The sequence below is a fragment of the Microbispora oryzae genome (assembly GCF_017896165.1).
GTDB classification, from domain to species: domain Bacteria; phylum Actinomycetota; class Actinomycetes; order Streptosporangiales; family Streptosporangiaceae; genus Microbispora; species Microbispora oryzae.
The window spans coordinates 196354-218139 of record NZ_JAFCNB010000007.1 but is presented as its reverse complement, the minus strand read 5'-3'; the positions used below and the strand labels follow the sequence as shown (position 1 = coordinate 218139).

Annotated in this window: 18 protein-coding genes; 7 read left to right on the top strand and 11 right to left on the bottom strand. The window is 71.2% G+C overall.

The features are described from left to right. Nucleotides 1-6: 6 nt before the first annotated feature. Nucleotides 7-294 carry an ATP-dependent Clp protease adapter ClpS gene (gene clpS / locus JOL79_RS15605; protein ID WP_210156534.1) on the bottom strand — a complete coding sequence of 96 codons (288 nt, stop codon included), beginning with the start codon at nt 292-294 and terminating at the stop codon, nt 7-9. Nucleotides 295-333: 39 nt separating this feature from the next. Here clpS and JOL79_RS15600 point away from each other — a divergent pair, with 39 nt between their 5' ends. From JOL79_RS15600 to JOL79_RS15590, 3 genes are all read left to right on the top strand, one after another. Beyond that, nucleotides 334-1641, top strand: a complete 1308-nt coding sequence (locus tag JOL79_RS15600) for a nicotinate phosphoribosyltransferase (RefSeq protein ID WP_307848535.1) — start codon at nt 334-336, stop codon at nt 1639-1641. A 62-nt stretch (nt 1642-1703) separates the two neighbouring features. Beyond that, a complete protein-coding gene (locus tag JOL79_RS15595; RefSeq protein ID WP_210156533.1) occupies nt 1704-2276 on the top strand; it encodes a nicotinamidase in 573 nt (190 codons plus the stop codon). A 154-nt stretch (nt 2277-2430) separates the two neighbouring features. Further along, nucleotides 2431-3075 carry a hypothetical protein gene (locus JOL79_RS15590; RefSeq protein ID WP_210156532.1) on the top strand — a complete coding sequence of 215 codons (645 nt, stop codon included), beginning with the start codon at nt 2431-2433 and terminating at the stop codon, nt 3073-3075. Between the two features lie 19 nt (nt 3076-3094). Here JOL79_RS15590 and JOL79_RS15585 read toward each other — a convergent pair whose 3' ends face one another. The 4 genes from JOL79_RS15585 to JOL79_RS15570 all read right to left on the bottom strand — a co-directional run bounded on the left by JOL79_RS15585 (nt 3095) and on the right by JOL79_RS15570 (nt 8047). Next, nucleotides 3095-4849 carry a DEAD/DEAH box helicase gene (locus JOL79_RS15585; RefSeq protein WP_210156531.1) on the bottom strand — a complete coding sequence of 585 codons (1755 nt, stop codon included), beginning with the start codon at nt 4847-4849 and terminating at the stop codon, nt 3095-3097. A 399-nt stretch (nt 4850-5248) separates the two neighbouring features. After that, nucleotides 5249-5818, bottom strand: coding sequence for a hypothetical protein (locus JOL79_RS15580; RefSeq protein WP_210156530.1), 570 nt, complete (start codon nt 5816-5818; stop codon nt 5249-5251). Between the two features lie 285 nt (nt 5819-6103). After that, nucleotides 6104-7126, bottom strand: a complete 1023-nt coding sequence (locus JOL79_RS15575; RefSeq protein WP_210156529.1) for a DUF2278 family protein — start codon at nt 7124-7126, stop codon at nt 6104-6106. 240 nt (nt 7127-7366) lie between these two features. After that, the gene (locus tag JOL79_RS15570) at nt 7367-8047 is read right to left on the bottom strand and encodes a hypothetical protein (RefSeq protein ID WP_210156528.1); all 681 of its coding nucleotides are present in this window, start codon (nt 8045-8047) and stop codon (nt 7367-7369) included. A gap of 438 nt (nt 8048-8485) precedes the next feature. Here JOL79_RS15570 and JOL79_RS15565 point away from each other — a divergent pair, with 438 nt between their 5' ends. After that, nucleotides 8486-10813, top strand: coding sequence for an HNH endonuclease signature motif containing protein (locus JOL79_RS15565; RefSeq protein WP_307848550.1), 2328 nt, complete (start codon nt 8486-8488; stop codon nt 10811-10813). A 355-nt stretch (nt 10814-11168) separates the two neighbouring features. Here JOL79_RS15565 and JOL79_RS15560 read toward each other — a convergent pair whose 3' ends face one another. From JOL79_RS15560 to JOL79_RS15550, 3 genes are all read right to left on the bottom strand, one after another. Beyond that, the gene (locus JOL79_RS15560) at nt 11169-12314 is read right to left on the bottom strand and encodes a zinc metalloprotease (RefSeq protein ID WP_210156526.1); all 1146 of its coding nucleotides are present in this window, start codon (nt 12312-12314) and stop codon (nt 11169-11171) included. Between the two features lie 71 nt (nt 12315-12385). Beyond that, the gene (locus tag JOL79_RS15555; RefSeq protein ID WP_210156525.1) at nt 12386-12643 is read right to left on the bottom strand and encodes a DUF3039 domain-containing protein; all 258 of its coding nucleotides are present in this window, start codon (nt 12641-12643) and stop codon (nt 12386-12388) included. 196 nt (nt 12644-12839) lie between these two features. Further along, the gene (locus JOL79_RS15550) at nt 12840-14405 is read right to left on the bottom strand and encodes a DHA2 family efflux MFS transporter permease subunit (protein WP_210156524.1); all 1566 of its coding nucleotides are present in this window, start codon (nt 14403-14405) and stop codon (nt 12840-12842) included. Between the two features lie 136 nt (nt 14406-14541). Between JOL79_RS15550 and JOL79_RS15545 the strand changes: the two genes are divergently transcribed. After that, nucleotides 14542-15234, top strand: a complete 693-nt coding sequence (locus JOL79_RS15545) for a TetR family transcriptional regulator (RefSeq protein WP_210156523.1) — start codon at nt 14542-14544, stop codon at nt 15232-15234. 216 nt (nt 15235-15450) lie between these two features. Then, entirely contained in the window at nt 15451-16851 is a 1401-nt protein-coding gene (locus JOL79_RS15540) for a cellulase family glycosylhydrolase (protein ID WP_210156522.1), read from the top strand. A gap of 181 nt (nt 16852-17032) precedes the next feature. On the opposite strand, the gene JOL79_RS15535 is transcribed toward JOL79_RS15540, so the two are convergent. The 3 genes from JOL79_RS15535 to JOL79_RS15525 form a co-directional block, all read right to left on the bottom strand. Continuing rightward, nucleotides 17033-17608, bottom strand: coding sequence for a YqgE/AlgH family protein (locus JOL79_RS15535; protein WP_210156521.1), 576 nt, complete (start codon nt 17606-17608; stop codon nt 17033-17035). 115 nt (nt 17609-17723) lie between these two features. After that, nucleotides 17724-19133: an NAD-dependent malic enzyme gene (locus tag JOL79_RS15530; protein WP_210156520.1), complete on the bottom strand. Its 1410-nt coding sequence runs from the start codon at nt 19131-19133 to the stop codon at nt 17724-17726. A gap of 228 nt (nt 19134-19361) precedes the next feature. Beyond that, complete coding sequence (locus JOL79_RS15525; protein ID WP_210156519.1) at nt 19362-20276, bottom strand: tetratricopeptide repeat protein; 915 nt, start codon at nt 20274-20276, stop codon at nt 19362-19364. Nucleotides 20277-20387: 111 nt separating this feature from the next. Between JOL79_RS15525 and JOL79_RS15520 the strand changes: the two genes are divergently transcribed. Next, nucleotides 20388-21782 carry a pyridoxal phosphate-dependent decarboxylase family protein gene (locus tag JOL79_RS15520; RefSeq protein ID WP_210156518.1) on the top strand — a complete coding sequence of 465 codons (1395 nt, stop codon included), beginning with the start codon at nt 20388-20390 and terminating at the stop codon, nt 21780-21782. Nucleotides 21783-21786: the final 4 nt, after the last annotated feature.

The following is a 21786-nucleotide window of genomic DNA, read 5'->3' as shown; positions in this document are numbered from 1 at the left end:
TCCCGGCTACGAGTCCCGCTGGACGGTGGCCCAGAGGCCGTAGGAGTGGAGGATCTGGACGTCGCGCTCCATCTCCTCCCGGGTGCCGTTCGCGACCACGGCCTTCCCCGTCTGGTGGACGTCCATCATCAGCTTCTCGGCCCTGGACCGGGGATAGCCGAACACCGTCTGGAAGACATAGGTGACGTACGACATCAGGTTGACCGGGTCGTTCCACACGATCGTGACCCACGGCACGTCGGGACGGACGTCCGACGCCGGGCGTTCGATCTCCACTGGAGCGGTACTACCCACGTCACCATCCTGCACCACGCCGGTCGTAGTCTTCGACACGTGTCTCAGAACGTGCCGCAGAACGCGCCGCAGACCTACGCCACCGCGCTGCTGACGGACCGATACGAGCTGACCATGCTGCAGGCCGCGCTGGCCGCGGGCACGGCCCACCGCGGGGCCGTCTTCGAGGTCTTCGCCCGTAGGCTGCCCGGAGGGCGGCGATATGGGGTGATCGCGGGTACCGACCGCGTGCTCGACGCACTGGAGGCGTTCCGATTCGAGGACGACGATCTGGAGTTCCTGGCCGCGGAGGGGATCGTCGACGACCGCACTCTGGCGTTTCTCGCCGATTACCGGTTTTCCGGAAACGTCCACGGTTACCGCGAGGGCGAGGTCTTCTTCCCCGGATCGCCCATCCTCGTGGTGGAGGGCACCTTCGCGGAGGCCGTGCTGCTGGAGACGGTGATCCTGTCGATCCTCAATCACGACTGCGCGATCGCCGCGGCGGCCTCCCGGATGGCCGGGGCGGCCGGCGGCCGCCCGCTGATCGAGATGGGCTCGCGCCGCACCCATGAGGCCGCCGCCGTCGCCGCCGCCCGGGCGGCCTACCTGTGCGGCTTCTCCTCCACGTCCAACCTCATGGCCGGGCGCCGGTACGGCGTGCCGACCGCGGGGACGGCCGCGCACGCGTTCGTGCTGCTCCACGATTCCGAGAAGGAGGCGTTCCGGGCCCAGCTCGACTCCCAGGGGCTCGGCACGACCCTGCTCGTGGACACCTACGACGTCGCCGCGGCCGTACGGACCGCCGTCGAAGTGGCCGGCGACGAACTGGGGGCGGTGCGGATCGACTCGGGCGACCTGGCCGCCGTCGCCGTCGACGTGCGGCGGCGGCTCGACGAGTACGGCGCGCGGCGCACCGGCATCGTCGTCACCGGCGACCTCGACGAGTTCGCCATCGCGGCCCTCGCGGCCGCCCCCGTCGACGCGTACGGCGTGGGGACGGCTCTCGCGACGGGCTCGGGCCACCCCACGGCCAGCCTCGTCTACAAGCTCGTCGCCCGCGAGAACGCGGCGGGCGAGATGACCCCGGTCGCCAAACGTTCGGTGGGCAAGCCGAGCAAGGGCGGGCGCAAATGGGCCTATCGCCGGACGGAGAACGGCCGTGCCACCGGGGAGATCGTCACGACCGCCCCGGTGGACGGCGACGACCGCCCGCTGCTGGCCGAACTCGTGCGCGACGGCCGCGTGATCGGCCGCGAACCCCTCGACGCCGCCCGCGAACGACACCGGTCGGCCCTGACCGAATTGCCAATGGAGGCGCGCAGCCTCTCCCCTGGAGACCCCGCAGTCCCTACTATCTTCAATTGATCGTGGGAGACCGGCGCATGAGGACGACGCCGGTCTTCCACGATCGCGCCCGAGGGGATGCCATGAAGACAGCGCTCGTCGTCGTCGACGTCCAGAACGACTTCTGCGAGGGCGGCGGCCTGCCGGTCGCGGGCGGCTCGGCCGTCGCCGCGGACATCGGCCGTCACCTGCTGACCCGGGAGTACGACCACGTCGTGGCCACCCGCGACTACCACGTCGACCCAGGCACCCACTTCTCCGACGAGCCCGACTACGTGAACACCTGGCCGGTCCACTGCCGCGTCGGCACGCCCGGGGCCGCGTTCCATCCCGGCCTCGACACCGCGAAGATCGAGGAGGTCTTCAGCAAGGGCGAGCGCCAGGCGGCCTACAGCGGCTTCGAGGGCGCGGCCGGTGACGGCACCGGGCTCGCCGGCTGGCTGCGCGAGCGCGGCGTCGAGGCGCTCGACGTGGTCGGGATCGCCACAGACCACTGCGTACGGGCGACCGCCCTCGACGCGGCCCGCGCGGGCTTCCGCACCCGGGTCCTGCTCGACCTGACCGCCGGGGTGTCCCGGGCGACCACGGACGCCGCCCTCACCGAGCTCGCCGCGGCCGGAGTGGAGCTTTCCGGCGCACCCGTCGTCCGCTCCTGACCCGCCGTCCTCCCGTTCCTCAGGCGGGGTGGGGTCCAGGCGGCGCCGGGCGCCTTCCGCGATCTCGGCCCGACGCGCGGCACGCCAAGGCTTCACCACAGCGCGTAACTGGTGTATTACCTAGAGCGACTGATGTCCGTCGATTGGCGTCCCGATGCTCGCGATCATGCTCGGCCTGTCCTGGCTCGTTCTGACCCCGGTCTGCGTGTGGCTGCTGTTCGGCCCGCACCGGTCGAGGCCCCTGCGCGGCCTCGCCGTGTTCGTGCTGACGTCGCTGCAGGCCACCACCATGGTCCTCGGCTTCGCCGAGCAGGCGCCGCGCCCGGCGCCGTCCGTCCTCGCGCGCTCCGGCGCCGCCACCACGCCGGAGACCGTCGCGGGCGCGGGAGGCTCCGCCGGGCCGGACGCCGCGCCGGCCGCTCCCCTCTCGCCCCAGGACGCCACCGACGCCGCCTCGGGCTGCGCCTCCCGGGTGCCCGTCCCCGAGGCCGTACGGCTCTCGCTGCGCGGCCGGATACTCACCGGAGTGACGGTCTACTGGCCCGCCGCCGTCGGCGAGTGCGACGTGGCGGCGGTCGCCCTGCGGCACGCCGGGGGACGGCTCCGGCTGTGGGTGCACGAGGGCACGCCCGGACACCACCGGAAGGGGGCGCGGACCCTGCCCGTCCGGGTGACGGGCGACACGGCCTCACTCGACGTCCGCCTCACCCGGCCGATCAGGCATCACGCCCACCTTGTCGCGGTCAACGGGCACACCGGCCGGGTGATCCGGCAGAAGCCCAGGCCCGCCGGCATGTAGGCCCAGTGGGCGCGCGCGGCTACCGCCGCTGGGCCGCCCACTTCCGGATCATGTTGATCCGATCCCGCACCTGCTCGGCCGTGGCCTGCGCGATGGCCGGGCCGCCGCAGACGCGGCGCAGCTCCGCGTGGATCACGCCGTGCGGCTGGCCGGTGCGGTGGTTCCACGCGCCGACGAGCCCGTTGAGCTCCTTGCGCAGCTCCTGGATCTGCTCGTGCGGGGCGAGCGCCTCCGGCTCCTGCGCCTCGGGCTTGGCCCGGCGCCGGGCGGCCTGCTGGTCGGCCTGCCGCTTGCGCAGCAGCGACGCCACCTGGTCGGGTTCGAGCAGGCCGGGCAGGCCGAGGAAGTCCTCCTCCTCCGGCGACCCCGGGGCCGCCGCGGTGCCGAACTCGCCGCCGTCGAACAGCACCCGGTCGAACGTGGCGCTGGCCTCCAGAGTCTGGAAGGGCAACTCCTCGCCGAGCGCGTCCGGCTGCTTCTTCTCCTGCTGCGCCTGCTCCAGAAGCAGATCGTCGAGCCCGTCCTCGTCGCGTCGCCGGCCGAGGACGTGGTCGCGCTCGGCCTCCATCTCGCCGGCCAGGCCCATCAGGATGGGAACGGACGGCAGGAACACCGACGCCGTCTCCCCCCGCTTCCTGGCCCGGACGAAACGGCCCACGGCCTGGGCGAAGAACAGAGGGGTCGACGTGCTGGTGGCGTACACGCCGACTGCCAACCTGGGGATGTCGACGCCCTCGGAGACCATCCGGACCGCGACCAGCCATCTGGCCTCGGAGGAGGCGAAATCCTTGATCTTCTTGGACGCCCCGGGGTCGTCGGAGAGCACGACCTGCGCGCCCTCTCCGGTGACCGCCCGGATGTGGCGGGCGTAGGCGCGGGCCGACTCGTGATCGGAGGCGATGACGAGGCCCCCCGCGTCGGGGACTCCCCTGCGCACCTCGGTCAGCCGCCGGTCGGCCGCGTGGATGACCTGCCGGATCCAGTCGCCCTTCGGGTCGAGGGCGGCCCGCCAGGCCTGGGAGAGCTGGTCCTTGGTCAGCGGCGTGCCCAGCGTCGCGGTGATCTCGTCGCCCGCGCGGGTGCGCCACTTCATCTCGCCCGAGTACGCCAGGAAGATGACCGGCCGCACGACGCCGTCGGCCAGGGCCGGACCGTAGCCGTAGGAGTAGTCGGAGACGCTGCGCAGCGCGCCCTCGGCGTCCTCCACGTACGAGACGAAGGGGATCGGGCTGTCGTCGGACCGGAACGGCGTGCCGGTCAGCGCCAGTCGCCGCGTCGCGGGCTCGAACGCCTCGCGGACGCCGTCGCCCCACGACTTCGCGTCGCCCGCGTGGTGGATCTCGTCGAAGATCACCAGAGTCTTGCGCACCTCGGTGCGGGCACGGTGCAGCGCCGGATGCATGGCGACCTGGGCATACGTCACGGCCACGCCGGTGAAGTCGCGCGAGGTGGTGCCCTGGCTGTTCTTGAACTCGGGGTCGATGCCGATGCCGACCCTCGCCGCCGCGTCGGCCCACTGCCGCTTCAGGTGCTCGGTGGGCGTGACGATCGTCACGGCGCGGATGACCCCCCGGCTGAGCAGCTCGCTGGCGATACGCAGCGCGTATGTCGTCTTGCCCGCCCCGGGCGTCGCGACCGTGAGGAAGTCTCTCGGCTCACGCTGGATGTAGAGGTCGAACGCCTCCTGCTGCCACGCGCGCAGCTTGGGCGCGGTGCCCCAGGCGGCCCGGTCGGGATAGGAGGGGGAAAGGTGGGACGCGGCCGAAACGCTCAACGACGCCTCCCCTGGCTCCCCGGAACACTGCTGTCTCTATCGGTTCGGTCCCTCACAGTGACCTCAGAGTAGCCCGACCGGCTGACAAGACATGCCGTTCGACCATGATCCTGGCCACGGACGGCCCGTTGCGCTAGGAGCGGACAGGGGCCGGACGCCGACCAGGGCGGAACACCCGCCGACACCGTAAGGCATCGGGGGGCGTCCGCCCTGGTGGTGGTCCGGCGGTGCCGGACAGCGCCCAGACCGGCGCGTCCGGACGGTTGCCCGGAGGCGCCTGGACGCCGTCCGGATGTCGCCTAGGCGCCGCCTAGACGCTGCCTAGACGCTGCCTGGACGCTGCCTGGACGCTGCCTGGACGCTGCCTGGACACTGCCTGGAAGAGATCTGGACAGCGGCTCAGACGGAGCCGGCGGGCACCCAGTTGGGGCCGCACGGCGGCGTCAGGTTCGGCGAGTTCGGGAAGAACGTGGCCGTGGTGGTGGCCGGGAGCGGCGACGTGCCCGTGGCGGTGCCCCACCTGCAGGTGGTCTGCCAGATCTGGGAGTCCGACGTCCGCGCGGTGATCACCAGGGACGCGTCGACGCCCACCTCGCTCGCCATGGGCGTCCTGTTCGCCACGGTGATGTTCACCACCGTGGCGCCCTGGCTGCCCTGGATCCCGCGGAGGTTCTGCCACACGCCGGTGTTGGGGTCCAGGATCCACGGAATGCCGCCGTTGGCCGACACCCGGAAGACGCGTCCCGGAGTGTTCGCGTTGGTGGCGGGAATGACCATGAACGTCGAGTCCAGCCACTGCGGCTGCGCCTGGACCTGGTGGTTGACGGCGGCCGTGTTCTCGGTGGCCGCTCCGGCCGCGGCCGAGCCCAGGCCCATGGTCGCGCACGCGACCGTCGCCGCGGCACCCCACGCCAGCAGGCGACCGGCCGTACGCGAGCCTGATGCCGAGCTGCACTTACGAGAAATCACTTGATTTCCCCCCAATGATGAGAATTGGTCTTTCCGGGTCACCGCGGTTTCGTGCGATGCGAGCCCGAAATTACCCGCCGGGGAAATCATGGGCGGCACGACACCTGCCGGAGGACGGCAAACAGATGCCCCGCCTATCTCAAAGCGCAGCGCCAAATGGCGACCTATCCCTTTGCTGCCATATTTTCCGGCATTATCGGGACGATGGCGCCGTAGTCGGATAATGGCCTGTTTTCCGAAACGACGGAAGAGAAGGCCGTGGCCTGTTGTCAGAAGACGCTGTTGTCAGAAGACGATGGTGCGTCCTTCGGCGCGGGCCTGGTCGGCCGAGTAGGACACGCCGTGCACCTTGAGCCCCTGGGCATCGAGCAGGGTGACGATGCCGCCGCCGTTGCCGAGGACGACTCCGTCGGTGAGGGTCGTCGCCAGGGTCGCGCCCGGAGCGAGGACGACGGCGGGCAGCGGACAGCTGTGTTTCCCGCGGTCGGCCAGCCGCCAGCCGGTCAGGTCGATCGGCCCGGCGGTGGTGTTGATCAGTGTGACCGTCTCCACCTCCGGCGCGGGCCCGATCGGGTTGACCAGCGCGGCCACGATCCGGACCGGCTCCTCGCCCCCCGTCTCGGGACGCATGCCGACGCCCTTTCCGAGGGCGTCGAGGCTGTGGCCGGTCACGTCGTCGGTGTGCCAGGCCTGACTCTGGAAGGCCAGGAAGACCGCGACCCAGCGAGACTCGGCGGCGAAGTGGATCAGCAGGGCCCCGTCCTGCCACACGCCGTCGTCGCGCGCGAAACTGGGGACGTTGCCCTGGTTCATGTGCACGTCGTGCACGCCGTTGCCCGGCCGGAACCCGAAGACCTTGTCGGGCACGCCGGTCTCCGGTCCCCACCGCTCACCGAACGCGTAGAGCGTGGCCCGCGGGTCGTTCCGGGCCTTCTGCACGTAGTGGTCCAGCAGATCGGCGAGATCGTTGTCCGGCCCCGTCACCTCCGGCGGCAGCGGCCGCATGCCCGACGGGTCGAACAGGTTGCCCCGGATGTAGTCGACGCTCGCCGTGTCCGGCCCCGGCGGCAGCGGCGTCCAGCCGGATCCCGCGGCCGGCAGCCGGTCGAGCAGCGGATGCCGGAAGTCGTCGGCCACCAGATAGAGCAGCTCGGACGGCGACTCGGCGGACTTCACGTTGACCGCCACCCGATAGTGGGTGCCGGCGTCGTCGACCACGTGGATCTGGTAGTGCGGGGTGTCCGTGGCCCCCTCCCGCCGGGTGTCGGCCACGACTCCCGTCAGCACTCCATAGGACTTCAGCGACACGGGCCGTCTCCCTCATCGTCTCGGCGCGGTACGCCCCGATCGACAGCGAAGCATCCGCGGCGGGCCATGTCCACGGGGCGCGACTCAGTACGCGGCTCGATGTCCGAGCCGGTGCGTCACCCGGTGCCCGACTCGATGCGGGGCGCGGTGCGCGGCCCAGTGCGCGGCCCAGTGCGCGGCCCAGTGCGCGGCCCAGTGCGCGACCCGGTGCGCGACCCGATGTCCCACCCGGTGCGCGGCTCAGGTCGCGCCCGAGATCACCGCGACGATGTCGGCCCGCGCCCGCTGATCGTCGGGATGGGCGAGCCCCAGCATGACCGTGCTCCGGCCGTCCGGACGGGTGAGCAGGGTCACCCGCATGAACGCCGGTTCGTTCACCACGTCGCTGTAGGTCGCCCGTACGGCCCGTGTGTGGCCCGGCCGGCCGTTCACGGTGACCGCCCGATCGTCGACCACCTCGACGTCGTCGCCCTGGAGCAGCAGCCGGGCGTACAGCTCGCTCAGGTCGATGACGGCCGAGCGCAGGTTGGGCGGGTCCACACCCTCACCGGGGCGCGCCATGACCGTCGCCAGGTCGCCGTGGGCCGCGACGGATGTGAAGCCGGTGACGGGGGCCACCACGCCTTCGGCCCAGCCGGGCGGGAGCGGATAGGTCACCCCGGCCAGCCGGTCCGAGACGACGGTGGGTGGCGGATCCTCGGCGCCCCGCAGGACCGTGACGACGATCGCGCCGATCACGGACGCCGACGCGACCAGTGCGAGCAGGGCGACGAGCAGCCGCCGAAGCAGGCTCGGCCGCCGCCGCGGCGGCGGAGCGGGCGCGCCGTAACGATGGGCGGAGGGAGGCAGGTCCTCCCCTGCCGCCTCCCACGTCTCGCTCCCCGGTGGGGGCCAGACCCGGCGGGTCCACTGATCGTCCACGAAGCCTCCCGGGCCGTCCCGCCAGGCGCGCGACGCGGCCGGCGGGCGCCGGGGGCCGCGAGCGCTGCTGTGGAGTTAGCCACATCCGCGACATGCCAGTCAACCCGTGCCGTCCAACCGCGCTGCGACCAGTTCGGATTCGCCCTCGCGGGGCCGGGAGGCGGTGCCGGTGGTCCCGGCCCGGTGTGCAGGTCTTGTCTGCCGGTCTGGTGGTCATCCATGGTTCTGCGCCGGGCCGAATCCCTCGGCAGTCATCAGCCATGACCCCGAACTGGTTGGAGCTCTAGTTGAGGGTTTCTCTGACTCCTATCGGCCACGGTCGGTAATGTATCGAACACATGATCGGACCAACGGTGGGCAGGAGGTGCCTCTGTGACGGCGGCTCACGACTCCGGCTTCGGTGGCGTCACCGGCTCCAGCGACACGGACGTCGTCACGATGCCCGTGGCCCCCGAGGCCGAGCGCGATGCCGGACTCCTCGGCTCATCTGTCTCTGATGCTCGTGTCCCTGATGCTCGTGTCCCTGATGCTCGTGTCCCTGATGCTCGTGTCCCTGCGGACGGGATGCCGGTCCCGCCCCTGCTCGCGGGCACCTGTCTGGATCCTCGCTTCCCCTCGCAGGGACGGCCGGCCGGGCCGCCGGGCGCAGAGCGGGGCGGGGCCGAGCCGGATGCGGGCGACGCGCATCAGGGGGACGCCCGGAGCGATGCGGAATCGGCTCCGGAAACGGCGACGCAGCCGACGGCAGCTCCGGCAGCCACGGAACCCGGCCTTGTTACCCGTGACACTGAAGACGATGTCGCGGACACCTTGGTGGAACTGGCCGCCCGGTTGGCGCGTGCCGGGCGACCGGACAGCGCGGCGGTGTGCTTGGAACGGGCCGAGAAGGTGATCCAAGCGATAGACCTGTTGGGTTCGGTGTTCGCGGCGCTGTTGCATCAGGTGCATATCACCGGTGAGGCAAAGGCGTACGGGCACGCCTCCACCGCCTCATGGCTCCGCTCGGACAGACCGAGCACTCCCCCACCGAGAACCCCTGCACCGGGCGCGTCTGCGCTGGACACTCCCGCACCCGGCGCGTCTGCCCCGGGCGCGTCTGCGTCGGCGGAGAGCGGCGCGGAGGCGCCGGGAACGCCTGGCGCGCAGGGGGTGCCGGTGGTGGTGCGGCGTGGTCCGGGGATGACGGGTGCGCAGGCGTCGCGGTGGTTGCGGATCTCCGGCGAGGTGGCCCGCCTCCCGCAGGTGAAGGCCCGCTACCGGGCCGGGTCCCTGTCCGGCGGAGCGGTGGACGCCATCACCACGGTGACGACCAAACTGACCGACACGCAGGCGACCGAAGCCGAGCCGATCCTGCTGCAGCTGTCCGACAGCGCGTCCTGCGCGGAGGTGGCCAAGGCCGGCCGCTACATCCGGGAGATCCTCGACCCCGGCGCGCTGGTCGAGGAGTGCGAGGACGACTACGCGTCCCGGTTCCTGCTGGTCCGCCCGTCCAGCACCGGTGGCGTGGAAGGCGAGTTCCGCCTGCCACGAGAGGCCGCGGCTCGGCTACGGGCGTTTTTGACTTCCTATGCCCGCCCGAAGGACAAGGACGACGACCGGCCGCTACGCGTGCGCCAGGCCGACGCGTTCTCGGCCCTGCTGAGTGAGAAGGTCTCCACCGAACTCATCGTCATGGTCCGCGCCGAATCCATCCCCGACGACATCCTCGCCCCCACCGGCACACGGAACCCCGGTCCGGACACGTCACCAGGTGCGAGCGGCATGCCCGGCACGGACCAGGATCCCGCCTCCGACCCTGGCCCTGGCCCTGGCCCCGGCCCCGGCACAACGATCGGCACAACCGATCCCACGACCCAGAACACCGCAGCGGGCGCCAGCCGGACGACGGGCGCACGCAGCTCCACCAGTGCGGCGCGTACGCGCGGCGATGATGTGGCGCCTCCCACGGCCGGTGTGGGCCGAGACGGTCCACACGAGGAGGCGGCTCCTCCCGAGGAGGGTCCACACGAGGAGGCGGCTCCTCCCGAGGAGGGTCCACCCGAGGCCGCTATCGAGCACGTGGGTCCTGGCCATGCCCGGGGACCTGCCCACGCCGCAGAGCCCGACCATAGTGCGGGTTCTGACGATGCCGCGTGGCCTGCCGACGGCCCGCGTTCCGGCGACCGCAGGGACGGCATGCCCGCCGCCGCTGCCACTGCCGCAGACGCAGGTGCGGGCGCGGGCGCGGGCGCGGGCGCGGATGGGCGGGCGCAGGGGCGGCCACAGTCCAGCGGCGGAACGCGCGCTGACGCGTGCCGCACCTGCGGGCATGCCCCCAACCGGTTGGCTCCCGGGCTGCTGGTGGCGACCGGGCAGTTGCTGCCGGTCAGCGACGTCCACCGCCTGGCGCGGACCTCGCGCCTGACTCGGATGGTGATGGACGCCAAGGGCCAGGTTCTGGACATGGGGCGTTCGGTGCGGCTGGCCACCCCGGCTCAGCGCAAAGCCCTGCTGGCGCAGTACGCCACCTGCTACTGCCAGGGCTGCCCGATCCCCGCCACCATGGCCGAAGTCGACCACGTCCACGGCTGGATCGACGACGGCGTCACCAACCTCGACCTCCTGGCCCCCGCCTGCACCTTCCACAACCGCGACAAATTCACCCACCCCGACCGCTACACCACCCACCGCAACCCCAACGGCACCTGGACCCTCACCCACCACCCCAACCGCCGAAGATACGAACGCAGCAGCCACGAACCCGGCACTCGCCAACGCCCGGGGTGAACACCCCGAGCAGAACACCGGGCCAGGCACCCGGGACAGGCATCCGGGACAGGCGCCCAGGACAGACACCGAGGGGAGACACCGCGGGAAGACGCCGGGACAAGGCACCCGGAATAGACGAACGCCCAGGCGGAGGCAGTGCGAGGCCAGAGCGCGACGCCGGGCCGCGAAGCATGCTCAACTCACGACCCCGCCGAACGATGCTTCCCGAGGAAGGACACCCACATCGGCTATTCGGCATTGCGGCAGTCGAGCACAACGACAGCTAGCGGCCAACCGATCCAGCGACCTACAGCCGGCGAACGCGACCAGCCGCCCTGGCATCGATCATCTAGACGGACATCCAGACGGACATCTAGACGGAGTCGGCAGTAGTGGTGTGCGGACTGGTGCCCTCCAGCCCGGTCGCGTCAGGCCCGGTTACGTCTGGCCCGGTCGCGTCTAGTTGCGTTGGCTGGGCGGCCGTCCCGGGGCGGCGGTAGATGTCCCATAGCTGCTGGATTCGCAGCGCCTGGCCAGCCGTGAACTCGCGCATGCACCGGTCCTGGCCGTAGTCCATGTAGTTGTGCGTCGGATCCTCGCCGACGGCGCCGCAGGTGTTCTTGCGGGCCGGGCAGCCCGTCGTGGCGTACGCCTCTGGGGGCGTGTCGTCCACGGAGTCTCCCGGCGGGCGGCATCCGTTCTCGAAGGTGTGGAGCAGGCCAAGCCAGTGGCCGATCTCGTGGACCGCGGTGAAGCCGCGCCCGAACGACCGCAGCGGGCCACCCGGAACGCTGCGCCAGTCGATCACGACGCCGTCCAGGAGTGGCTGCTCCCGGTACCAGTTGGGGTAGGTGGCGTAACCGAGGACCAGTTCCCCGAGCTGCGCGATGTAGAGGTTGAGCGTCTCCGGGCCGCCGACGTGGAGCTTGGTCTTCATCGCCGACTCGTTGCCCAGGGGATCACGGAACCAGGATCGGTTGTTCGTGTGGGTGACCCCGGCGAGGGAGAACGTGACCTTGGTGTCCACGCCTCCGTACCTGCCGCCGTAGGCGGCGTTGAGCGTGCTGATCTGGCGTGGCACGGCGGTGTCCGGCAGTCCGAGGGCGCCGTCCTTGATGATGTGCACCCACACCCGGACGACGATCCGCTCGGCGGCTGATGCCTGCCCGTCCGGCCGATCAGCCGGCCGGTCGTGCGGCTCGGACGGGCGGGACTGCGCGGCCGAGCGAGATGGATCTGCCGCTCGCAGTCGTGAGGCGGGCGCGAGGCAGGCGGCGTCGCGGGGCGACCGGCCTGTACCGGCCTTCCGCCGGTCGTCGACGACGGCGCGCGGGGCCGGATCGGCGTACGGCGCACCGGGATAATGGGCTCCCCAGCGCCCCGCGGGCAACATGGACGACGCGGGCTGCGAGGCGGCACCCGACGGGCGGGTGGCCGCGCGCGCGGCGGTGCCGACAGTGCCGGCGCCGCCGTACGCGAACAGGCATGCAAGGAAGACGGCGAGCGCGCGCCGGGCCATTCGTTCCCCCGATACGACTGGTCAGGAGCCTGACGCTAGCCGCCCGAGGGATCACCGTCCCGTACCGACACTCACTCGCCGGAGGGTTCGCCCTTCGGCAGCCCCTCGTAGATTTCCTTGCACTCCGGACACACCGGGTATTTCTTCGGGTCCCGGCTGGGCACCCACACCTTGCCGCACAGAGCACGGACCGGCGCGCCGGTCACGTAGCTCTCCGTGATCTTGTTCTTGTCGGCGTAGTGCGAGAAGCGCTCGTGGTCGCCGTCGCCGTGCGACAGCCTCGGCGTTACTTCGCTCTCGGGAAGAGTCTTCGTGCTGCTCACGCTCACCGAGTCTACTGAGCGCGGCGGGCCCGCGCGGCTGCCGCGCCCCCCGAACTTCCCCAGCTCTCCCGGGCGGCCCAGGCAGGGGCCACACAGCTTGGGTTACACAGCTTGGGCTACACAGCTTGGGCCCACACAGCTTGGGCCCGTACAGCAACGGCCCGTACAAGCAAGGGCGCACGCTGTATGGGCCCGCGCCGTATCAACCCATGTGGACCGCGACACCCTCCGTCTTCCGTCCCGCCTTGACGAGCAGGGCCAGGAGGGCGGCCACGACGGCGACGCCCGTGCTCACCATGAAGCCGAGGTGCAGGCCGTCCATGAAGGACAGGTGCGAGGCGTCAGTGATGATCTTCGCGGCCGGACCGGTGAGCCCGGGCGGGGCCATGCCCACCGAGGCGAGCCCCTTCAGGCCCTCCATCTGGGCGGGGGTGACGGACGCGGCGGCCGGGCCGAGGTAGCCGGGCAGCACGCTCGCCACCTCGCCGGACACGACCGCGCCGAGGACGGCGGTGCCGAGTGCGCCGCCCACCTGCATGGCGGAGTTCTGCACGCCGCCCGCGACGCCGCTGAGCTCCTCGGGAGCGTTGCCCACGATGATCTCGGTGGCCCCCACGAAAACCGGCGAGAGGCCGAAGGCCAGCAGCACGAACGGGATCGCGCTGTCCTGGAAGGTCGCTTCGAGGCTGAGCCGCGACATCAGGAACATCGCGACCGCGGTGATCACCATGCCGCCCGTGATGGTGAACTTCGCGCCCAGCTTGCCGATCAGCATGCCGGCGATGGGGGACGCCACGATCATGCCGGCGCTCATGGGGAGCATGCGCAGGCCGGACTGGAGCGGGCTCAGGCCGTGCACGCCCTGGAAGAAGAACGTGAGGAAGAACATCGCGCCGAACATCGAGAACGCCATGAGGATCATCAGCAGCGTTCCGACCGAGACCGAGACGTTCCGGAACAGGCTGAGCGGCAGCAGCGGCTCGCTCACCCTCGTCTGCCAGAACAGGAAGCCCGCGCCGATGAGGACGGCGGCGGCCAGGAAGCCGATGGTCCGGGCGTCGGCCCAGCCCCACTCGGGAGCCTTGATGATGGCCCACACCAGGGCGAACATCGCCCCTGACAACATCACGACGCCCAGCCAGTCGACCCTCGACAGCGTCTTGGCCCTGCTCTCCGTCAGCGCCCACAGGCCGAACGCCAGGGCCGCCACGCCGACCGGAACGTTGATGAAGAAGACGGACTGCCAGCTCACGTTCTCCACGAGGAGGCCGCCGACGATCGGGCCCGCGGCGCTCGAGAGGCCGATGATCGCTCCCCAGGCGCCCATCGCCATGTTGAGCCGCTCGCCGGGGAAGGCGGAGCGCAGCAGCGCGAGCGCGGCGGGCTGGAGCAGCGCGCCGAACAGGCCCTGCAGCACGCGGAACGCGATGAGCATGCCGATGGACGACGTCAGGCCGATCGCCAGCGACGTGAGCGCGAAGCCGGCCACGCCGATGAGGAAAACGCGCTTGTGCCCGAACAGGTCGCCGAGCTTGCCCGCCGTGATGAGGAAGACCGCCAGCGCGAGCAGGTAGCCGCTGGTGACCCACTGCAGGTCGGACAGCGACGCCTTCAGGTCGACGCCGATGACGGGGTTCGCGATGGAGACCACGGTCGCGTCGAGCATGACCATGATCACACCGAGCGAGACGGCGAGTAGCGTGAGCCCGGGGCGTTGCCGCCCCTCAGCTGGAGGTGCGTCGGAGTCGACGGCGAGCGCCTGAGCCATGATGGTCCCCCTTATCAAAACCTCTGGTCAACGCTCTGCAATTTATGTCACGCGATGACAGATGACAAATTGTTTTATCCGACATACGGTGACATCTGACGGTACGTGAACCGAGCGTTTCGAGGAGGTGACGGCCATGGGTCTCCGGGAGCGTAAGAAGGAGCGGACCAAGACCGCTCTGCTGGACGCGGGTATCGACCTCTTCCTGTCCCAGGGCTACGAGGCGACGACGGTCGACCAGATCGCCGCCGAGGTGGACGTCTCGACCCGCACGTTCTTCCGGTACTTCTCCTCCAAGGAGGAGGTCGCCCTCTGCCTCCCGGCCGAGGAGCAGGAGGCGTTCCTGGCCGCGCTGGCCGAGCGGCCGGAGTCGGAGTCGCCGTTCACGGCCCTGGTCAGGACCGGACGGGCGCGCCTGGCGCTCCTGCGCGAACTGGACGAGACCGACGCGAGCCGCCTGCTGAAGGTGCAGCGGCTCATCCAGACCACTCCCGCCCTGGTCGCCAGCCGGATGCGGCTGATCGTCCACAACGAGCGGCGGCTGCTCGCGGAGGTCGCGCGCCGCCAGGGCCGCTGCCCCGCGGACCTGCGCGCCCAGCTGGTGGTCTCGGTGTTCCTGGCGATGACCATGGCCTGCTACGGCGACTGCCCTCAGGACCCGGCGGCCCTCGCCGGACGCTACGAGAGCCTGCTGGCGCTGGCGGAGGACTCCCTGCGGCCCGGCTGGGACCTGCCCGCCCCGGACCAGGCAGGCCCCGATCCGGCCGTCGCGGATCCGGCCGTCGCCGACCGTCCGGCCGGAGAGGCCGCGAAGGTCGTCGTCGGCTGAGGGTGAACGTTTCATCGGGGCCGGCCCACCGCAGGTGACGGCCCTTTCCGGCGATCCCGCTGGTCTGGCGCCAGGCGAGCCGAACCGGTTCAGTTGATGCCTCGCCGGTCGTGGCCGCCTGGCACGCCTCGTCCTGTACGGCGTCGTGCGCCCCCGCCTATGGTGCGCGGAACGGCGCGCTGTCGGCCGCGCCCGGTCCCCCACCCGAGGTAGAGCATGAGAACACGACTGATCGCCGCGGGCGCGGCCCTCCTCGCCGTCCTGGCGTCACTGGTCGCGATGAGCCAGACGGCCCAGGCCGCGGCCGGGCTCCGAGTGACCGGCGGCAAGATCTACGAGGCGAACGGCAACCAGTTCATCATGCGGGGCACCAGCCACGCCCACACCTGGTTCCCGTCCCAGACCGGCTCCTTCGCCAACATCAAGTCGCTCGGCGCCAACACGGTCCGGGTGGTTCTGAGCGGAGGCCGCTGGACGGCCAACTCGGCGTCCGATGTCGCCAACGTGATCTCACTGTGCAAGCAGAACCGGTTAATCTGCGTGCTCGAAAACCACGACACCACCGGGTACGGCGAGCAGAGCGGCGCCTACACGCTCGACCAGGCGGTCAACTACTGGATCGGCCTCAAGAGCGTCCTGACGGGCCAGGAGAACTACGTCGTCATCAACCTGGGCAACGAGCCGTACGGCAACAACAACGTCTCCGGCTGGACCAGCGCGACCACCGCCGCGATCGCCCGGATGCGGAGCAACGGCTTCCAGCACATGCTGATGGTCGACGCGCCCAACTGGGGCCAGGACTGGCAGTTCGTGATGCGCGACAACGCCGCCGCCGTCTTCAACAGCGACCCGCAGAAGAACACGGTCTTCTCGATCCACATGTATGGCGTGTTCGACACGGCCGCCGAGATCACCTCCTACCTGCAGGCGTTCCAGACCGCGGGTCTGCCGCTCGTCATCGGCGAGTTCGGCAACATGCACTCCGACGGCGACCCGGACGAGGACACGATCATGGCCCAGGCCCAGTCGCGCGGCATCGGCTACATGGGGTGGTCGTGGAGCGGCAACAGCGGCGGCGTCGAGTACCTCGACCAGGTCACCAACTTCAACGTCAACCAGCTCACCTCATGGGGACAGCGGCTGTTCAACGGCGCCAACGGCATCAAGTCGACCGCCAAGGAGGCGACAATCTACAGCGGGCAGCCGCCGCAGAGCCCGTCGGCGTCCCCCTCTGTGTCTCCCTCCGCTTCTCCGTCCGCTTCTCCGTCGGCGTCTCCCTCTGTATCCCCGTCGGTCTCGCCGTCCCCCGGCGGATCCCGGGGCTGCTCGGCGACGTACCGGGTGACGAACCAGTGGGGCGGCGGCTTCCAGGGCGAGGTCGTCGTGACCGCGGGCAGCGGCGGCGTCAACGGATGGACGGTGACCTGGACGTACGCCAACGGCCAGACGGTCACCCAGTCGTGGAACGCCACCCTCACCAGCAGCGGGGCGTCCGTCACGGCCCGCAACGTGAGCTACAACGGCACGCTTGGAGCCGGGGCGAGCACCAGCTTCGGTTTCCTGGGCAGCTACGGAAGCACGAACAGCGTGCCGTCCGTGAGCTGCGCGGCCGCCTGATCGGGCGGTGACGGGGCCGGGCGCGTGACCGCGCGCCCGGCCCTCACGCGAGCCGGCGCGCCACTGCACACGCTGATACATGCGCCGCTGCACGCGCTGATACACGGACCGACAGACACGCCCACAGACACGCCGGCGGACGGCCTGATGCCCGCGCCGGCAGACACACCCGATGACGCGGCTAGTTGAGCGTCGGGTCGTCGGGGAAGTTCGCGACGAGCGCCAGCGCGCCGTTCTGCCGGCGCAGCACACCGCGCCACAGCGTCTCGGGGTCGGAGTGGAAGGTGTCCCCCGGCTCGGAGTCCACGACGTACCAGGCGCCCTCGCGCAGCTCGGTCTCCAGCTGACCGGCCGTCCATCCGGCGTATCCGGCGAAGATCCGCATCTGCGAGATCTCGCCGGCGAGGATCTCGGGGGGCGCGTCGAGATCCACCGTGCCCAGCCGCGAGACCGCCGCCTTCCCGCGCAGCCGCCGCCAGCCCAGGGGTTCCTCCCCGCTGAGGACGGCGGCCAGGGCGAGGGCGCTGTCGGTCTGCACCGGCCCCCCCTCGAACAGCACGGGAGGACCGGTGACCAGCGGATCCCAGGACGGCAGGACCTGGGTCACCGCGATCTCGCTGGGCCGGTTGAGCACCACGCCGAGTGTGCCGCCGTCCTCGTCGTGCTCAAGCACGAGCACGACGCTACGCCGGAAGTTGGGGTCGTCGAGCAGTGGCGTCGCTACGAGCAACCCGCCGACGTAGATCGCTTCCGCCATACATCCCATCATGAGGGAGGAACGGCGAATCGGGTACGCCGCCCCCTGTTCACCTATACGACTTCACCTATCCGACATTACGGTACGCGTCTTGGGGAACGCGATGGGTGATCGATCAGGCCTCGGTGAAGCCGCGGGGCCGCCCGCCGGCCGACTCGCGTACGGCCGCGGCGACGGCGTTGGCGACGTCGGGGTGGAAGACGCTGGGGATGATGTAGTTGGGGCCGAGCTCCTCGGCGGTCACCACGGCGGCCAGCGCGCGGGCCGCGGCGAGCAGCATCTCCTGGGTGACCCCGTCGGCCTGGGCGTCGAGCAGGCCGCGGAAGACCCCGGGGAACGCCAGGACGTTGTTGATCTGGTTCGGGTAGTCGGATCGCCCGGTGGCCACCACCGCCGCGTGCTCCCTGGCGTCGTCGGGCGACACCTCGGGCTCGGGGTTGGCCAGCGCGAACACCACGGCGTCCGCGGCCATCGTGGCGATGTCGTCGCCCGTGAGGATGCCGGGCGCGGACACGCCGATGAACACGTCGGCGCCCTTCACCGCCCCGCGCAGGTCGCCGCCGTAGCCGTCGGCGTTGGTGTGCTCGGCGATCCAGCGCAGTGAGTCGTCCAGGTCGTCGCGGCCCTTGTGGACGGCGCCGAGGTAGTCGCACACCACGACGTTGCGCGCGCCCGCCGCCAGCAGCAGCCGAAGGACGGCCGTGCCGGCCGCCCCGGCGCCCGCCATCGCGATCCGCACGTCGGAGATCTGTTTGCCGACCACCTTGAGCGCGTTGGTGAGCGCGGCGAGCACGCAGATCGCGGTGCCGTGCTGGTCGTCGTGGAAGACGGGGATGTCGAGCAGCTCGCGCAGCCGCCGTTCGACCTCGAAGCAGCGGGGCGCGCCGATGTCCTCCAGGTTGATGCCGCCGAAGCCCGGCGCGATCACCTGGACCGTGCGCACGATCTCGTCGACGTCCTGGGTGTCCAGGCAGATCGGCCAGGCGTCGATGCCGGCGAACCGTTTGAAGAGGGCGGCCTTGCCCTCCATCACCGGCAGCGCCGCGGCCGGACCGATGTTGCCCAGCCCGAGGACGGCCGAGCCGTCGGTGACGACGGCGACGGTGTTGCGCTTGATCGTCAGGCGCCGGGCGTCCTCGGGGTTGCGCGCGATGGCGAGGCTGACGCGGGCCACCCCCGGGGTGTACGCCATGGAGAGCTCGTCGCGGGTGCGCAGCGGCACCTTCGACTGCATCTCGATCTTGCCGCCGAGGTGCATCAGGAAGGTCCGGTCGGAGACCTTGTGGATGGCCACGCCCTCCACCGCGCCGAGGCTGTCGACGATCGACTGGACGTGGTCGGCGTCCTTCGCCGCGCAGGTCACGTCGATGCGGAGCTTCTCGTGGCCGGCGTTGGTGACGTCGAGAGCGGTCACCACCCCGCCGGCGTTCTCCACCGCGTGGGTGAGCAGGCTGACCGCCCTGCCCCCCGCCGGCACCTCAAGACGTACGGTGATCGAATAGGAAACGCTGGGCACGGTGGCCACCTCAATCCGCTCCTTTGCGGGTGTCTCGGCCGTACCGGCCGGCATGCGGCGTGCCCTCGGCCCGGCGGCGCTGCGACCTGGCGGCGCCGCGGCCTGGTGACACACCGCCCGCACCCCGGCAGGACGGCCCCGTGGGTGCTATCCATCGTGCCATCCCCGCCGGGGTGATTCGGCCCGCGGCACGACAGACCGCGGAGCGCGTGCCGGAGCGTCAGAAGTGCCGGAGGGTCAGAAGAGCGCGTTCGACAGCGCGCGCCTGGCCTTCGAGACCGAGGGGTCGTCGGCGGGCAGCGTCTCGAATAGGCCGAGGAGATGGACCCTGGCCCGCTCCCGGTCCGCGGCCGCGGTCCGCCGGACCAGCCCGACGAGCCGGTCGAACGCCTCGTCCACCTGGCCGTTGGCCATCTCCACGTCGGCGGCCCCGATGTGGGCGTCCACGTCGGCCGGGTCGGCGGCGGCCCGGCGCAGGACCTCGTCGGCGTCGACGCCCTGGAGGCGGGTGAACAGCCGCACCCCGGCCAGCCCGATCTTCGCTCCTTCGTCGGAGGGCGACCGGGCGAGGAGGCGTTCGTAGGCGGCGGCCGCCGCCGCCAGGTCTCCCTTGTCCATCGCCTGCTCGGCCGCCAGGAGATCGGGGTCGAGCGGCGGCTCCGCCAGGGCCTCCTCCTCCTGCGGCGCGGCGAGCTCGACGCCGAGCTGCTCGAACACCTGCGCCAGCGCCTGACGCAGCTGCTGCTCCGGCAGCGGCCCTTCGAACAGCGGCATCAGCTGCCCCTGGAAGGCCAGGTAGACGGTCGGGACGGCCCGCATGCGCAGGGCCTGGGCGAGCTGCGGGTCGGCCTCCACGTCGACCCTGGCGAGGATCCAGCCGCCGGCCGCCTCGGCCGCCAGCTTCTCCATCGCCGCGCTGAAGTCCCTCACCTGCTCCGCCCTCGGCACCGTCGCCTCGACGATGACGGGAACACTGAGGGAGCGCTCCACCACCTCGGTGTTGAAGGTGGCCGAGTTGACCTCGATGACGGCCGCGTCGGCCGCCCCGGGACCCGCGGCCTCGCGCCGCGCCTGCGCATCGAGGGCCTGCTTGCGCGCGCCGAGGTCCACGGCGCCGTAGAGCGATCCAGGTCGAGTGAAGTCCGCTGCCATACCCCCAATCCTGCCGTACGCGAGGGGCTGATCCGCGCCACCCCCGCCGTCTTCGCCGCCCGACATTCGGGCGATGTGGCATGATTCCGCCTTCCGGCCCATCATTCCGCCATGACTGCGAACCACTCGTGGGACATCGACGACTTCGTCCGGGCCGGCGAGGCGACGGTCCGCCGGCTCGCGCGTTACGTCGGCGAGAGCCAGCGGGGCGAGACCCCGGTGATCCGCCGTACGCCGCCCCGTGAGCTGGCCGAACGGCTCGGGCTCGCCCGCTGGATCAGGGACGGCGGGATGACGGCCGAGAGCTACGAGACCTTCCTGGACACCTATCTGGCCGAGGGGACACGCCTGCATCACCCCGCCTCCGTCGGCCACCAGACCGCGGCGCCCGACTTCCCGGCCGCGCTGGCCGACTTCGTGCACGGGGCGTCGAACGGCACCATGGCCGTCTACGAGATGGGCGCGTCGGCGGCCACGGTGGAGCTCGAGGTGCTGCGCTGGATGCTGGGCAAGGTGGGCTTCCCCGAAGGGGGCGGCGTGCTCACCCACGGCGGCTCGCTGGCCAACCTGACCGCGCTGCTCGCCGCGCGTGCCTCCGTCGCCCCGGACGCGTGGACGGACGGCGTCCCCGGCGACCTGGCCCTGCTCGCGCCGCCGTCGGCGCACTACTCGATCACCCGCGCCGCCGCGATCCTGGGTCTGGGCGAGCGGGCCGTGGTCCCGCTGGACGTCGACGACCTGGGCCGGATCGACGTGGCGCGCCTGCCCGGCGCCCTGGAGCGGACGAGGAGGGCGGGGCGGCGGCCGATGGCCCTCGTCGCGGCGGCGGGCGCGACCGCCACGGGTCTCTACGACGACCTGCGCGGCGTCGGTGAGTTCTGCGCCGGGCACGGCCTGTGGTTCCACGTGGACGGCGCGCACGGGGCGTCCGCGCTGCTCAGTGACGGGCACCGGCACCTGCTCGACGGCGTCGAGCTGGCCGACTCGATCATCTGGGACGCGCACAAGATGCTGCGCACCTCAAGCCTCGCCGCCGCCGTGCTCGTCCGGCGTGAGGCGGATCTGGACGCCGCCTTCCGGCAGAGGGCCAGCTACCTGTTCTACGGCGACCAGGAGTTCGACCTGATCGGCAGGACCGTCGAGTGCGCCAAGGCCGAGCTGGGCCTGAAGATCTTCCTCAACCTCGCCTGGCGCGGCGAGCGCGGCCTCGGCGAACACGTGGCCGGGCGGTACGCGACGGCGCACCGCTTCTGGGAGCTGGCCCGGGAACGGCCCGGATTCCACTGTCCCTACGAGCCGGAGAGCAACATCGTCTGCTTCCGATACGGCACCGGCGACCAGGCCGCGGTCCGGGAGCGGATGCTGGCCGAGGGGTCCTTCCATCTCACGTCCGTGGAGCTCGGCGGGGTCCGCCACCTGCGCGTCACGGTGATGTCCCCCGCCACCGACGACAAGACCCTCGAAGCCCTCCTCGACCGCGTCCCGGCCCTGTCACCCCCGCTGTGATCCC